Here is a 14279-nt window from a genome sequence, read left to right as displayed (position 1 = left end):
ATGCCCGAGCGCTACATCAAGTCCGAGCCCTATGCCTGGCCCTACAATGGTGATCTCCGCCCCGAGAACACGGCGCTGATCATCATCGACATGCAGACCGATTTCTGCGGCGTCGGCGGCTATGTCGACAAGATGGGCTACGACCTCTCGCTGACACGGGCACCTATCGAGCCGATCAAGCGGCTGCTCGCAGTGATGCGCAAGCAAGGCTTCCATATCATCCATACCCGCGAGGGCCACCGCCCCGATCTCTCCGACCTGCCCGCCAACAAGCGCTGGCGCTCGCGCCAGATCGGCGCCGGCATCGGCGATCCCGGCCCGTGCGGACGCATCCTGGTGCGCGGCGAGCCCGGCTGGGACATCATCGAAGAACTCGCGCCGCTACCGGGCGAGCCGATCATCGACAAGCCCGGCAAGGGCTCGTTCTGCGCCACCGATCTGGAGCTGATCCTGCGCGTGCGCGGCATCGAGAACATCGTGTTGACCGGGATCACGACCGACGTCTGCGTCCACACCACGATGCGCGAGGCCAACGACCGCGGCTTCGAATGCGTCCTGCTGCACGATTGCTGCGGCGCGACCGACAAGAGCAACCACGACCACGCGCTGAAGATGATCAAGATGCAGGGCGGCGTGTTCGGCGCAGTCTCGACCTCTGATGCCTTCATCGGAGCAATTTCGTGATCATCGGCGAAACGCCGCCGCCATCGGGCGCCTTCGGCGTCGATGCCATCGCCATGACCATGCGCTTCGGCGACTTCCTGGCGCTGGACAATGTCGAGCTGAAGGTGCGGCCGGGCTCGTTCCATGCGCTGCTCGGCGAGAATGGCGCCGGCAAATCCACCCTCGTCAAATGCATCATGGGCTATTACCACGCGACCGAAGGCGACATTCTCGTCGGCGGCCGCGAGCAGGCGATCGCCAACCCGAAGGATGCCCACGCGCTCGGCCTCGGCATGGTCTATCAGCATTTTACGCTGGTGCCGGCGATGACCGTTGCCGAAAATCTCGTGCTGGCGCGCGACGACGTGCCAGCCGTGGTGAACTGGCCGAAGGAGATGAAGGAGCTGGAGGCGTTCTTGGGCCGCATGCCTTTCAAGGTACCGCTCTCCGCAAAGGTCTCCGACATCTCTGCCGGCGAACGGCAGAAGTGCGAGATCCTCAAGCAGCTCTATCTGAAGCGGCGCTTCCTGATCCTGGACGAGCCGACCTCGGTGCTGACCCCGGCGGAAGCCGACGAGGTGCTCGGCATGCTCCGCGACATGGTTGTGAAAGGCGAGCTGACCATCCTGATGATCACGCACAAGTTCCGCGAGGTCATGGCGTTTGCCGATGACGTCACCATCCTGCGCCGCGGCAAGCTCGCTGGAGCCGGCAAGGTTTCCGAGCTGACGCCGGACGCGATGGCCCGCACCATGATCGGTGCCGAGGAGTTGACGGTGCAGCCGCCGCGCACCGGCGAAGCCGGTCAGGCCAGGCTGGAGCTCCAAAAGCTCCGCGCCCTGGACGATGCGGGCGCCGTTGCCGTGCACGATGTCTCGCTCACCGTTCGCGCCGGCGAGATCGTCGGCATCGCCGGCGTTTCCGGGAATGGCCAGCGCCAGCTCGTCGAGGTGCTGGCCGGCCAGCGCGAGGCCGAGAGCGGGGAGGTGCGCGTCGCCGGCGATCCCTATCACGCAAGCCGCGAGGAGATGCGGCGGCACAGGATGTCGCTGCTGCCCGAGGAGCCGCTGAAGAATGCCTGCGTCGGCGGCATGAGCGTCGCCGACAACATCGCCTTCCGAGAATTCGACCGCGCACCCTTTGCAAGTGGCGGCTGGTGGCTCAATCCCAGCGCCTTTCGCGACGACGCGAGGACGAAGATTGCCCGGTACAAGATCAAGACCCGCACGCCTGACACGCCGATCTCGGCGCTGTCGGGCGGCAACGTGCAGCGCGCGGTGCTGGCCCGCGAGCTCGGCGGCGACGTCGAGGTGCTGATCGCGGCCAATCCCTGCTTCGGCCTCGATTTCGCGGCGGTGGCGCAGATCCACGCTGAGATTATGGCCGCACGCAACCGCGGCGCCGCCGTCCTGCTCGTCAGCGAGGACCTCGACGAGCTGCTCGAACTGTCGGATAGGCTCGTGGTGATGTTCCACGGCGAATTCGTGTATGAAGCGCGGACCAGCGAAGCCGATCTCACGGTGGTCGGCCGCCACATGGCAGGGCACTGAACGGAGGATCGATGAGCGATGCATCAGGGCGGGACGAGCACTTTCTGCGCCTGTCTTTCGCGGTCGCCGGCCGTTCCCTCACCCATGGCAACCACCCCTTCGGCTGCATTGTCGTCGATGCGGACGGCAAGGTGCTGATCGAGATTGAGAACGGCTACATGCCGGATCGCGACGGCACCGCGCATGCCGAGCGGCTCGCAGCCACCCAGGCCTGCCGTACACTCGATCGAGAGGTGCTGGCGAAGGCCACGCTCTATTCCTCAGCCGAACCCTGCGCGATGTGTGCCGGCGCGATCTACTGGGCCGGTATCGGCCGTGTCGTCTATGGCCTCAGCGAGCATCGCCTGCGCGGCATCACCGGCAACCATCCGGAAAATCCGACGCTCAACCTGCCATGCCGCGAGGTCTTTGCCAGCGGCCAGCGGCCGACGGAGGTCGTCGGCCCACTGCTCGAAGACGAAGCCGAAGCGCTGCATGTCGGCGTTTGGACGAAGTAGCAGCACATCCCCTGCATAGCAGGTTCCGACTCCCCTTGGACCGTCACAAATTTGCAACACGCATCGCCCGCCGACGCGATCGCTTCCCCGCCGTCCGGGGCTGCTTGCGGGGTTATGATCGCTCGAAAATCGACGACGAGCGCTGGGCCGAGAGCCTGCCGACGCGTTGAGCAAGGGATGATGCTTTTTCACATCTTACGCCGGGGTTCAAACTGGCCCAGTATTGAGGCACTTCACCCATGCAAGCGTATCAGCGAATGTTAGATCCGACGCCCAACGGCCAGCATTCAGGCGAGTCCCCGCTCCTGAGGACCATCGGGCTCACCAAACGTTATGGCGATTTCCTCGCCAACGATTGCATCGACATCGAGATCCGGCCGAGGGAAATCCACGCCCTGCTGGGCGAGAACGGCGCCGGCAAGTCGACGCTGGTCAAGGCGATCTACGGACTGATCCAGCCCAGCGCCGGCGAGATTCACTGGCAGGGCGAGCGGATCGTGCTGTCCGGTCCGTCCGAAGCGCGCAGCCGCGGCATCGGCATGGTGTTCCAGCACTTCTCGCTGTTCGACAATCTCACGGTTGCCGAGAACGTCGCGCTCGGCCTCGACGGCAAGGAATCCTTCAAGGACATGTCGGCCCGGCTGGAACAGGTGTCGAAGACTTACGGTCTGCCGCTCGATCCCAGGCGTGAGGTGTGGCAACTGTCCGTTGGCGAGCGCCAGCGCATCGAGATCGTCCGCGCCTTGATACAGGATCCGAAATTCCTGATCCTGGACGAGCCCACCGCGGTGTTGACGCCGCAGGAAGCCGACCAGTTCTTCATCGTGCTGGAGCGCCTCAAGGCCGAGGGCCGCGCCATCCTCTATATCAGCCACAAGCTGGAGGAGGTGAAGCGGCTCTGCGACACGGCGACGATCCTGCGCGGCGGCAGGAAGGTCGAGACCTGCAACCCTCGGCTCGAAACCGCCGCCTCGCTTGCGCGGATGATGGTCGGCGGCGAGGTCAAGGAGGTGAAGGGCGCATCCGGCCGCAAGACCACCGTGCCGCGGCTCGTCGTCAACGATCTCTCGCTGGCTCCCGTCGAAGCGCACGGCGTACGGCTCGAGCACATCTCATTCGAGCTGAAGGGCGGCGAGATTCTCGGCATCGCCGGCGTCGCCGGTAACGGCCAGGACGAATTGTTCGCAGCGCTCTCCGGCGAGCGCCTCGCGAAGGCCCCCGGGACGGTGGTGATCGAGGGCATCGCCGCCGGTCACCTTTCGATCACCCAGCGGCGCAAGCTGGGGGCGGCCTTCGTTCCCGAGGAGCGACTCGGCCACGGCACCGCGCCGCGGATGAGACTGTCGGAGAACGCGCTGCTCACCGGCCATGCCGCCAGCGGCATGGTCCATCGCGGCTTCATCGATACGGCGGCCACGCTGAGAACGGTCGACCGCGCCACCGAAGCCTTCGACGTCCGCAAGGCCAAGCGCGATCCCGAGGCCGGCAGCCTGTCCGGCGGCAATCTGCAGAAGTTCATCGTGGGACGTGAGATCCTGCGCAATCCCGCGGTACTGGTGGTGAGCCAGCCGACCTGGGGCGTCGATGCCGGCGCCGCCGCCGTCATCCGTCAGGCGCTGCTTGATCTCGCCACCGCAGGCGCCGCGGTACTCGTGACCAGCCAGGATCTCGACGAGCTCGCCGAGATTGCCGACCGCATCGCCGTGATGTTCCACGGCAAGCTGTCGGCTCCGCTCTCGGCACGCGAAGCAAGCCGCGAGAAGCTGGGCCTTCTGATGGGCGGCAGCAGCCTGCAGCCAAAGGAGATCGCGCATGCAGCTGGTGCTTGAGAAGCGTGCCGAGCGCTCCGGCACGATCGCGCTGGTGTCCCCCCTGATCGCGATTGGCCTCACGATCGTGACCATGGTCATCCTGTTCGCGATCCTCGGCAAGAATCCACTGCTTGCCCTGCACGCCTATTTCATTGCGCCCCTCGCCGACGGCTATTCGCTCCAGGAGATCGCGGTGAAGGCGACGCCGCTGGTGATGATCGCGATCGGCCTGTCGCTGTGCTATCTCGCCAACGCCTGGAACATCGGCGCCGAAGGGCAATTCCTGATCGGCGCAGTCGCGGGAAGCTGGATCGCGGTGAAGACGCAAGGTACTGATGCCGGCGCCTGGGTGCTGCCGGCTATGCTCGTCCTCGCCGCCGCTGCGGGCGCGCTCTATGCGCTGATCCCGGCGATCTGCAAGGTGAAATTCGGCGCCAGCGAGATCCTGACCAGCCTGATGCTGGTCTATGTCGCCGACCTCTTCCTCGACTATCTCGTGCGCGGCCCCTGGCGCGATCCGCACGGCTTCAATTTCCCGACCACGGCCGAGTTCGATCCGGTAGCGACCGTGCCGTTGCTGATCGAAGGCGGCCGGCTGCATCTCGGCTCCGTCATCGCCCTGCTCGTCGTCGCGGCAGCCGCGATCCTGCTCGGGCGCACCATCAAGGGTTTCGAGATCCGCGTGGTCGGCGCCGCGCCGCGCGCCGCGCGGTTCGGCGGCTTCAACGCCAACCAGCTCATCATCCTGACCTTCGCCGTCTCCGGGGCGCTGGCCGGGCTTGCCGGCATCATCGAGGTGGCGGGTCCAGTCGGGCATCTCCAGCCCGGCATCTCGCCAGGCTACGGCTTTACCGCGATCATCGTCGCTTTCCTCGGCCGGCTGAACCCGCTTGGAATATTAGTTGCAGGCCTCTTCCTCGCGTTGACCTTTATCGGCGGCGAGCAGGCGCAAATCGCGATGAAGATTCCGCTGGACGTCACCAAGGTCTTTCAGGGCATTCTGCTGTTTTACGTGCTCGCCTGCGACTCCCTCATTCTCTACCGCTTCAAGCTGGTGTTCCCGAACAAGGTGGTGGCCCGTGGAGCTGGTTGAGGCCATCATCCTGGCGGTACTCGCCGCGTCGACGCCGCTGTTGCTGGCCGCGACAGGCGAACTCGTGGCCGAGCGTTCCGGCGTGCTCAACCTCGGGGTCGAAGGCATGATGATCGTCGGCGCGGCCTGTGGCTTTGCCGGCGCCTGGCTGACCGGATCGATCTTTATCGGCGCGCTGTTCGGCATCGTCGCGGGCACGCTGATGTCGCTCGTCTTCGCGCTGATGGCACTCGGGCTCGCCGTCAACCAGGTCGCAACCGGCCTCGCGCTGACCATCTTGGGTGTTGGCCTCTCGGGTCTGATCGGCGCCGGCTTCGTCGGCGAGCGCATCACGCCGGCCGTGCAACTCGTCATTCCCGGTCTCACTAATGTCCCCCTGATCGGCCGCGTGCTGTTCGGCGAGAATGGTTTCGTCTATTTCTCGATCGCACTGATCGTCGCGGTTTGGTGGTTCCTGTACCGCACCCGGGCAGGCTTGATCCTCCGCGCCTGCGGCGACAATCACGTTTCCGCGCATGCGCTCGGCTATCCCGTCCTGCGCATCCGCACCCTCGCCGTGATGTTCGGCGGCGCCTGCGCGGGTCTTGCGGGCGCCTATCTGCCGCTCGCCTATACGCCGTTCTTCATTCCGGGCATGACCGCCGGCCGCGGTTGGATCGCACTGGCGCTAGTGGTGTTCTCGTCCTGGCGGCCGGGCCGGCTCGTCATCGGCGCCTATCTGTTCGGCGCGGTGACGATCCTGCAACTGCATGCCCAAGGATGGGGCGTCGGCATTCCCTCGCAATTCATGTCGGCGCTGCCTTATCTCGCGACGGTCATCGTGCTGGTCCTTATCTCCCGAGCGCGCACCGGCGGCTCGACCGCGCCGGCTGCGCTCGGTACGGTGTTCGTGCCTGACCGCTGAGTTTCATTCCAAGGCGTGCGCGATGGGGCGCGCATGCTGCGGATCGTGGCTTCCCCCGAAGTTTGGAGATCGATGATGAGGAAATCACTTCTTGCACTGGCTGCCGGGCTCTTGCTCGCTGGGAGCGTCAGTGCGGCCTCCGCCGCCGACAAGCTGAAAGTCGGCTTCGTTTATCTCGGTCCGATCGGAGACCTCGGCTGGACCTATCAGCACGACCTCGGTCGCCAGGCGCTGGTGAAAGAACTGGGCGACAAGATCGAGACCACGTATCTCGAGAACGTGCCCGAAGGCCCGGACTCCGAGCGGGCAATCGAGCAGCTCGTCCGCGCCGGCAACAAACTGATCTTCACCACATCGTTCGGCTACATGGATCCGACGCTGAAGGTCGCCAAGAAATATCCGAACGTGCATTTCGAGCACGCCACCGGCTACAAGCGCAACCCGAACATGTCGACCTATTCGGCGAAATGGTATCAGGGCCGCTACATTCAAGGCCTGATTGCGGCGAAGATGTCGAAGTCGGGCGTGCTCGGCTATATCGGCTCGTTCCCGATTCCGGAGGTCGTCTCCGGCATCAACGCGACGATACTGGCGGCGCAGACCATCAATCCGAACATCAAGGTCAAGATCATCTGGGCCAACACCTGGTTCGACCCAGGCAAGGAGGCCGACGCCGCCAAGGCGCTGATCGACCAGGGTGCCGACGTCATCATGCAGCACACGGATTCGCCGGCCGCCATGCAGATCGCCAGCGAACGCGGCAAGCTGGCCTTCGGCCAGGATTCCGAAATGATCCAGTTCGGGCCAAAGGCCCAGCTGACCTCGATCATCAACAACTGGGGGCCCTACTATATCGAGCGCGTCAAGGCCGAGCTCGCCGGCACCTGGAAGTCCGAGGACACCTGGGGTGGCCTCGACAGCCGCATGTTCGCGATGGCGCCCTACACCAACATGCCTGACGATGTGAAAAAAATGGCCGAGGATGCCCAGGCCGCAATCACCGCGGGCAAGCTGCATCCGTTCAAATGCCCGATCGTTGGGCAGGACGGCAAGCCGGTCGAGTGCAAGGGCGGCGCTCACCTGGATGACGGCCAGGTCCTCGGCATGAATTTCTACGTGAAAGGCATCGACGACAAGCTGCCGGGCAAGTAGCACGCTTCTTGCATTGACTAAATCACCTGCTCCTCCCGGAGGAGGTTCGGAGGGGGTGGCCAGAAGCACCCGGCACTTGTGGCTGCCCCCTCTTTCTCTATTTCGCCCGGCTATCCAGCCTGCATGGCCCGCGCCGCGGAACTGTGGCGGCGGATGAGGTCTGCCACATCGAGACCCGGGATCGCACCGTCGATCACCGCCCATTTTCCAGCCACCATCACCCGGTCGGCGCGATGCGCCCCGCACAGTACGAGCGCAGCCAGCGGATCGCCGTGGCCGGAGAAGCGCAGCTCGTCGAGCCGGAACAGCGCAAGATCGGCGGCCTTGCCGACGACGATGTCGCCGAGTTCCGGCCGGCCCACACATGCCGCCGAGCCCGTGGTGGCCCAGCGCAACGCATCCTTGTGGCTGACCTTGGTGACGCCATAACGCGCGCGTTGCAGCAGGAACGCGGCCCGCACCTCCTGCATGAGGTTGGATCCGTCGTTTGAGGCCGAGCCGTCGACACCAATGCCGATCCCGACGCCGGCCTCTTCCATGTCGCACACCGGGCAACAGCCCGACGCGAGCAGCTGGTTGCTGCACGCACAATGGCTGACGGTCGTGCCGGCCTTGCCGAGCCGTCTCATCTCGTCCGGATTGAAGAAGATTCCATGGGCGAGCCAGGTGCGCGCATTGAGCCAACCGCATTGCTCGAGATAGTCGAGCGGACGGCAGCCATACATCTGCTGGCAGAAGCTGTTCTCGTCCTCGGTTTCGGCGAGATGGGTGTGCAGGCGCACGTCGAGCTTGTCGGCGAGATCGGCCGTGGCGCGCATCAGCGACGTCGTCACCGAGAACGGCGAGCATGGCGCGAGCGCAATCTGCACCATCGCATCCGCGCCGCGCTGGTGATGCTTGGCGACCACGCGGGCGCTATCGGCGAGAATGGTGTCCTCGTCCTGCACGACACTGTCGGGCGGCAAGCCGCCGTCGCGCTGTGACAGGTTCATCGAGCCGCGCGTGAGCAGCACGCGCACGCCGAGGCGCTTCGCCACCGCCACCTCGATATCGACGGCGTCTTCGAGTCCGGGCGGGAAGACGTAGTGGTGATCCGTCGTGGTGGTGCAGCCGGAGAGCAACAGCTCGGACATCGCCACGGTGACGCCGAGCTCGAGCGCTTCCGGCGTCAGCTTCGCCCACACCGGATAGAGCGCCTGGAGCCAGGGGAACAGCTCGCGATCCATCGCGGCCGGCAGCGCCCGCGTCAGCGTCTGGTAGAAGTGATGATGGGTATTGATCAGGCCCGGCAGCACGACGTGTTCGCCCGCATCGAACACTGCGACATCGGCGGTTGCGGGCACACCGCCAGCCGGCACGAGCTCGACGATTCGGCCGCCCTTCACGACAATGCCACGCTCGGCCCGGTCGGCGAGGATGGCCAGGGGATCCCTGATCCAGGTCGAACTTGCCTCAGTCATGATCCTGCTTCTCCTCGCCCACCCTGACGGCGGACCTGCAAGGCCGAGGACGATTGCGTCCTTGCTTCGACTTGTTGTTGCCACTTGGCTCCCGTCTTGCAACACTTCGCTCGGACCATTCAACCGTCGGAAGCATTGGCGCAGCCATGGACTTGAATACCATCACAGCCGTCGCCCATCCGCAAACGCGCGCGCAGCTGCCCGTTTGGACGGCAGGTGATGCTTGGCTCGCGGGCGGCACCTGGCTGTTCTCGGAGCCGCAAACGCATCTGACGCGGCTGATCGATCTCACCGATCTGAAATGGCCGGCACTTGCGATCACAGAGAGCCACCTCTCGATCGCCGCCACTTGCACCATCGCAGAGCTCGATGGACTCGCCTGCCCCTCTGATTGGCTCGCAGCGCCGCTGATCAACCAGTGCTGCCGGGCCTTCCTTGCCTCGTTCAAGATCTGGAAGACCGCGACCGTCGGCGGCAATCTCTGCATGTCGCTGCCGGCGGGACCGATGATCTCGCTGACGTCGGCACTCGACGGCGTCTGCACCATCTGGAAGGCCGGCGGCGGTGAACAGAGGCTTCCGGTCACCGAATTCGTCACCGGCAACCAGCGCAATCGCCTGACGCCAGGCGACCTGCTCCGGCAGATCGACATCCCGCTTCCCGCGCTGAAGCGCCGCACGGCCTTCCGCCAGATCTCGCTGGCGCCCGTCGGCCGCTCCGCGGCGCTGCTGATCGGCAGTCTCGAAGCCGATGATACGCTGACACTCACGGTCACCGCGTCGACGGTGCGGCCGATCCAGCTGCGCTTCCGCAAAGCCCCGGACGCAGGCGCGCTGCGCGCCGCGCTCATGCAGGAGATTACCGATGATCTGTACCACACGGACATCCATGGCGCGCCACTCTGGCGCAAGCACATGACGCTGCGCTTGGCCGAGGAGATTCGCGGCGAACTCTCGGGAGCGATACCCGCATGAGCCTGGAGGTCAACGGCAAGGGATTTTCCCAGGAGCCGCGCGCCGGCCAGTGCCTGCGCACGTTCCTGCGCGAGCTCGGCCATTTCGGCGTGAAGAAAGGCTGCGATGCCGGCGACTGCGGCGCCTGCACCGTACTGCTGGACGGCGAGCCGGTGCACAGCTGCCTGATCCCGGCGTTCCGGGCCGAGGGCCGCAGCGTGACCACGATCGAAGGCCTTGGCGGCGATCACGGCACGCATCCGATGCAGCAGGCCTTTCTCGATGCACAGGGCTTTCAATGCGGATTCTGCACCGCCGGCATGATCCTGACCTGCGCCTCGTTGAACCAGGCGCAGCGCACCGATCTCGGCACGGCGCTGAAAGGCAATATCTGCCGCTGCACCGGCTATCGGTCGATCGAGGACGCGATCCTCGGCAAGACCAATGTCGAGACGAGCGTCGAGGCCGGCGCCGCCTTCGGCCGCAGCCTGCCCGCCCCCGCAGGCCCCAATGTGGTCCGCGGCACGGCACGCTACACCTTCGACACCGCAATCGATGGCTTGCTGCACATCAAGCTGCTGCGCTCGCCGCATGCGCACGCCAGGATCGTCGCTATCGACAAGTCGGACGCGCTGAGCATCCCCGGTGTACACGCCGTGCTGACGCACGAAGATGCGCCGTCCGTCCTGATCTCGACGGCACGGCATGAGAAAGACTGGATGGACCCGGAGGACACCCGCGTCCTGGATGACGTCGTGCGTTTCGTCGGCCAGAAGGTTGCTGCCGTCGTCGCCGAGACCGAAGCCGCCGCGGAGGCTGCGTGCCGCAAGCTGAAGGTCAGCTACGAGATCCTGCCGGCGCTGATCGATCCCGAGCAGGCGATGGCCCCGGGTTCGCCGGTCGTTCATCCCGACCGCACAGCTGCGAACCGCGTTGCCGATGCCCAGCGCAACCTGGTCGCGGAGACGCATGGCGAGTTCGGCGATGTCGCATCGGCGCTTGCAACATCTGCCGCCACCTATGAGGCTACTTTCCACAGTCACCGCGTGCAGCACGCGGCGCTCGAAACCCATGGCGGCCTCGCCTGGCTCGACGATTCCGGCGTTCTCACCGTCCGCACCTCGACGCAGGTGCCGTTCCTGACCCGGCGTGCGCTGTCGGACATCTTCCAGCTTCCCATGGACAAGGTCCGCGTGTTCTGCGAACGCGTCGGGGGCGGTTTTGGCGGCAAGCAGGAGATGTTCGTCGAGGACATCCTGGCGCTTGCCGCGCTGAAGACCGGGCGGCCGGTCAAGCTGGAGCTGACACGCGAGGAGCAGTTCATCGCGACCTCGACGCGGCATCCGATGCGGATCCACGTCAAGGCCGGCGCCGATGCGGGCGGCAAGCTTACCGCGCTTCAGCTCGACGTGCTCTCCAACACCGGCGCCTACGGCAATCATGCCGGCCCGGTGATGTTCCACGCGCTGGCGGAGTCCATCGCCGTCTACAATTGCCCGAACAAGCGGGTCGACGGCGTCGCCGTCTACACCAACACCGTGCCGGCGGGCGCGTTTCGCGGCTATGGCCTGCCGCAGGCGCTGATCGCGGTGGAAGCGGCGATCGACGAACTGGCGGGGCAGCTCGGAATCAGCCCCTACGAGATGCGCCGGCGCAATATCGTGAGGCCCGGCGATCCCATGCTGTCGCCGCCGCCCTCCGAATATCACGACGTGCTCTACGGCTCCTACGGGCTCGACCAGTGCCTCGATCTCGTCGAGCGCGCGATGCAGGCCGATTCCCCGCAGCCGGAGCTGTCGCCGGATTGGCTGATCGGCGACGGCATCGCGCTGACCATGATCGACACCGTGCCGCCGGCCGGCCACTTCGCCGATGCAACGATCGCGCTCAACGACGACGGAGGCTTCGACCTCACCGTCGGCACGGCCGAGTTCGGCAACGGCACCAGCACCGTGCATCGCCAGATCGCGGCGACCACGCTGGCGACCACCGTCGACAAGATTCGTCTGCGCCAGTCCGACACCGCCCATGGCGGCCACGACACCGGCGCGTATGGCAGCGCCGGCACTTTCGTTGCGGGCAAGGCGACGCATGCGGCAGCCGTGCAGCTTGCGAGCGAGCTGAAGACGACCGCCGCCGGAGCCTGGCTGTGCGATGTGGAGACTTGCGCGCTCGATGCGGACTCCGTCGTCAGCGGCGTCCGCCGCATGCCTTTTACGGAGCTGGCGAAGCTCGCCCGCGAGCGCGGCTGGCCGTTCGCAGGCAGCGGCACGTCCGGCGGCACGCCGCGATCGGTGGGGTTCAACGTGCAGGGCTTTCGCGTCGCGGTGAACAAGGCGACCGGCGAGCTCCGGATTCTCAGGAGCGTGCACGCCGCGGACGCCGGCGTCGTCGCCAATCCCATGCAGTGCCGCGGTCAGGTCGAAGGCGGCGTGGCGCAGGCGCTCGGCGCTGCGCTCTACGAGGAGATGGTGATCGACGCGAGCGGCCGCGTCACCAATCCGAAATTCCGCGACTACCACCTGCCCTCTTTCGCCGACGTGCCGCGCACGGAAGTGTTCTTCGCCGGGACGTCCGACACGATCGGCCCGCTCGGCGCGAAGTCGATGAGCGAGAGTCCCTACAATCCGGTCGCCGCCGCGCTCGGCAACGCGATCGCGGATGCCACCGGCATTCGCTTCACCGCGCCGCCCTTCAAGCCGGACCGGCTGTTTCCGGCGCTCCATGACAAATTCGGCTAGACATGTTTCGGGGGATACATCCATGAGCAACGACGTCCATCCCGTCGACGAGGTCCTGCCGGTCCCGCGCCTGCTCGCGCTCGGGCTCCAGCACGTGCTGGTGATGTATGCCGGCGCGGTCGCGGTCCCCCTCATCATCGGCCGCGCGCTGAAGCTGCCGCCGGAGGACGTCGCCTTCCTGATCAGCGCCGACCTGTTCGCCTGCGGACTTGTGACGCTGGTCCAGTGCCTCGGCTTCCCCGGCGTCGGCATCCGCCTGCCCGTGATGATGGGCGTGACCTTTGCTTCGGTCGGCCCGATGCTGTCGATGGCGGCTTCACCGGAAATCGGCCTGCTCGGCATCTACGGCTCCGTGATCGCCGCCGGCCTGTTCGGCATCGTCGTTGCGCCGTTCGTCAGCCGGCTGCTGCCGCTGTTTCCTCCCGTCGTCACCGGCACCATCATTCTCATCATCGGCATCTCCCTGATGCGCGTCGGCATCAACTGGGCCGGCGGCGGCTTGCCGACGTTGACGAAGGTGGTCGACGGCGTTCCCGGCAGCTTTCCCAATCCAGCCTATGGGCAATTGCAGGGGCTCGGCATCTCGCTGTTCGTGCTGCTCGTCATCCTCGGCCTGATCAAATGGGGCAGCGGGTTTCTCGCCAACGTCGCCGTGCTGCTCGGCATCATCGCCGGCGCGGTGCTCGCGAGCATTCTGGGCGTGATGCATTTCGACAAGGTCGCCGCCGCCTCCTGGGGCGCACTCGTGCTTCCCTTCCGCTTCGGCATGCCGCAATTCCACCTGGTGCCTGTCATCACCATGTGCATCGTCATGATCGTGGTGATGATCGAGTCGCTCGGTATGTTCCTGGCGCTCGGCGAGATCACCGGCAAGGCCGTCGACCGCGAAGCCCTGAGCCGCGGCTTACGCGCCGACGGGCTCGGCACGCTGCTCGGCGGCATCTTCAACACGTTTCCCTATACCTCGTTTTCGCAGAACGTCGGCCTCGTCTCAGTCACGGCCGTGCGCTCGCGCTGGGTGACGGTGACGGGCGGCTGCATCCTGCTCGTGCTCGGGCTCTTGCCGAAGCTCGCTGCGCTGGTGGAGGCGGTGCCGCTGGTCGTGCTCGGCGGCGCCGGCCTCGTGATGTTCGGCATGGTGGCGGCCACCGGCGCACGCATCCTGGCCTCGGTCGATTTCCGCAACAACCGCTACAATCTGTTCATTGTCGCGATCTCGATCAGCTTTGGACTGATACCGCTCGTTGCTCCCGGTTTTTTCCGCAATCTGCCGCACGATCTGCACCCGCTGCTGGAGTCCGGCATCCTGCTCTGCGCGGTCGTGTCGGTGCTGCTCAATGCCTTCTTCAACGGGTTGAGCGGTGGCGCTGCCGCGGAGGCCGACGCGGCGTCAGCCGCCGCATCGGCGCAACATGTCTAAAGCGCGATGCGACTAGGATGAATCGTCATCGCGCT

The 14279-nt window shown here is 65.7% G+C and carries 11 protein-coding genes; 10 read left to right on the top strand and 1 reads right to left on the bottom strand.

The window, feature by feature from the left end; translation table 11 throughout:
* The 7 genes from I6F12_RS13130 to I6F12_RS13100 all read left to right on the top strand — a co-directional run bounded on the left by I6F12_RS13130 (window position 1) and on the right by I6F12_RS13100 (window position 7670).
* Complete coding sequence (locus I6F12_RS13130; RefSeq protein WP_057028619.1) at window positions 1-684, top strand: isochorismatase family cysteine hydrolase; 684 nt, start codon at window positions 1-3, stop codon at window positions 682-684.
* Window positions 681-2213, top strand: a complete 1533-nt coding sequence (locus I6F12_RS13125) for an ABC transporter ATP-binding protein (protein WP_225156504.1) — start codon at window positions 681-683, stop codon at window positions 2211-2213. Before I6F12_RS13130 ends, I6F12_RS13125 begins: the two co-directional genes overlap by 4 nt.
* A gap of 11 nt (window positions 2214-2224) precedes the next feature.
* Window positions 2225-2710 (top strand): nucleoside deaminase, encoded by a 486-nt coding sequence (locus I6F12_RS13120; protein ID WP_225150466.1) that lies wholly within the window; start codon window positions 2225-2227, stop codon window positions 2708-2710.
* Between the two features lie 257 nt (window positions 2711-2967).
* Window positions 2968-4539, top strand: coding sequence for an ABC transporter ATP-binding protein (locus I6F12_RS13115; protein WP_225156503.1), 1572 nt, complete (start codon window positions 2968-2970; stop codon window positions 4537-4539).
* On the top strand, window positions 4523-5614 hold the full coding sequence (locus I6F12_RS13110) for an ABC transporter permease (protein ID WP_225156501.1): 1092 nt from the start codon (window positions 4523-4525) through the stop codon (window positions 5612-5614). The genes I6F12_RS13115 and I6F12_RS13110 overlap by 17 nt, the downstream gene beginning before the upstream one ends.
* On the top strand, window positions 5601-6518 hold the full coding sequence (locus tag I6F12_RS13105; RefSeq protein ID WP_109142969.1) for an ABC transporter permease: 918 nt from the start codon (window positions 5601-5603) through the stop codon (window positions 6516-6518). Before I6F12_RS13110 ends, I6F12_RS13105 begins: the two co-directional genes overlap by 14 nt.
* Before the next feature lie 75 nt (window positions 6519-6593).
* A complete protein-coding gene (locus I6F12_RS13100) occupies window positions 6594-7670 on the top strand; it encodes a BMP family ABC transporter substrate-binding protein (RefSeq protein ID WP_225156579.1) in 1077 nt (358 codons plus the stop codon).
* A 110-nt stretch (window positions 7671-7780) separates the two neighbouring features.
* Here the strand turns inward: I6F12_RS13100 and I6F12_RS13095 are convergent, their stop codons facing one another.
* On the bottom strand, window positions 7781-9130 hold the full coding sequence (locus I6F12_RS13095; protein WP_225156499.1) for an 8-oxoguanine deaminase: 1350 nt from the start codon (window positions 9128-9130) through the stop codon (window positions 7781-7783).
* Window positions 9131-9276: 146 nt separating this feature from the next.
* Here I6F12_RS13095 and I6F12_RS13090 point away from each other — a divergent pair, with 146 nt between their 5' ends.
* From I6F12_RS13090 to I6F12_RS13080, 3 genes are read left to right on the top strand one after another with little or no spacing between them, the layout of a single operon-like run.
* Window positions 9277-10104, top strand: coding sequence for an FAD binding domain-containing protein (locus I6F12_RS13090; protein ID WP_225156498.1), 828 nt, complete (start codon window positions 9277-9279; stop codon window positions 10102-10104).
* Window positions 10101-12824: a molybdopterin cofactor-binding domain-containing protein gene (locus I6F12_RS13085; RefSeq protein WP_225156497.1), complete on the top strand. Its 2724-nt coding sequence runs from the start codon at window positions 10101-10103 to the stop codon at window positions 12822-12824. Before I6F12_RS13090 ends, I6F12_RS13085 begins: the two co-directional genes overlap by 4 nt.
* Before the next feature lie 22 nt (window positions 12825-12846).
* Window positions 12847-14244 (top strand): nucleobase:cation symporter-2 family protein, encoded by a 1398-nt coding sequence (locus tag I6F12_RS13080; RefSeq protein ID WP_225112002.1) that lies wholly within the window; start codon window positions 12847-12849, stop codon window positions 14242-14244.
* Window positions 14245-14279: the final 35 nt, after the last annotated feature.

This window comes from Bradyrhizobium sp. IC4059 (assembly GCF_020193615.1).
In the GTDB taxonomy this organism is placed as follows: domain Bacteria; phylum Pseudomonadota; class Alphaproteobacteria; order Rhizobiales; family Xanthobacteraceae; genus Bradyrhizobium; species Bradyrhizobium yuanmingense.
The sequence above is the reverse complement of the archived record's forward strand: the minus strand, read 5'-3'. Positions and strand labels throughout refer to the sequence as shown.

What these genes read in the sequence shown, in the direction of transcription:
- I6F12_RS13130 (WP_057028619.1), top strand. Translation starts at nt 1, where the DNA reads ATGCCCGAGCGCTACATCAAGTCCGAGCCCTATGCCTGGCCCTACAAT.
- I6F12_RS13120 (WP_225150466.1), top strand. Translation starts at nt 2,225, where the DNA reads ATGAGCGATGCATCAGGGCGGGACGAGCACTTTCTGCGCCTGTCTTTC.
- I6F12_RS13115 (WP_225156503.1), top strand. Translation starts at nt 2,968, where the DNA reads ATGTTAGATCCGACGCCCAACGGCCAGCATTCAGGCGAGTCCCCGCTC.
- I6F12_RS13110 (WP_225156501.1), top strand. Translation starts at nt 4,523, where the DNA reads ATGCAGCTGGTGCTTGAGAAGCGTGCCGAGCGCTCCGGCACGATCGCG.
- I6F12_RS13100 (WP_225156579.1), top strand. Translation starts at nt 6,594, where the DNA reads ATGAGGAAATCACTTCTTGCACTGGCTGCCGGGCTCTTGCTCGCTGGG.
- I6F12_RS13095 (WP_225156499.1), bottom strand. Translation starts at nt 9,130, where the DNA reads ATGACTGAGGCAAGTTCGACCTGGATCAGGGATCCCCTGGCCATCCTC.
- I6F12_RS13090 (WP_225156498.1), top strand. Translation starts at nt 9,277, where the DNA reads ATGGACTTGAATACCATCACAGCCGTCGCCCATCCGCAAACGCGCGCG.
- I6F12_RS13085 (WP_225156497.1), top strand. Translation starts at nt 10,101, where the DNA reads ATGAGCCTGGAGGTCAACGGCAAGGGATTTTCCCAGGAGCCGCGCGCC.
- I6F12_RS13080 (WP_225112002.1), top strand. Translation starts at nt 12,847, where the DNA reads ATGAGCAACGACGTCCATCCCGTCGACGAGGTCCTGCCGGTCCCGCGC.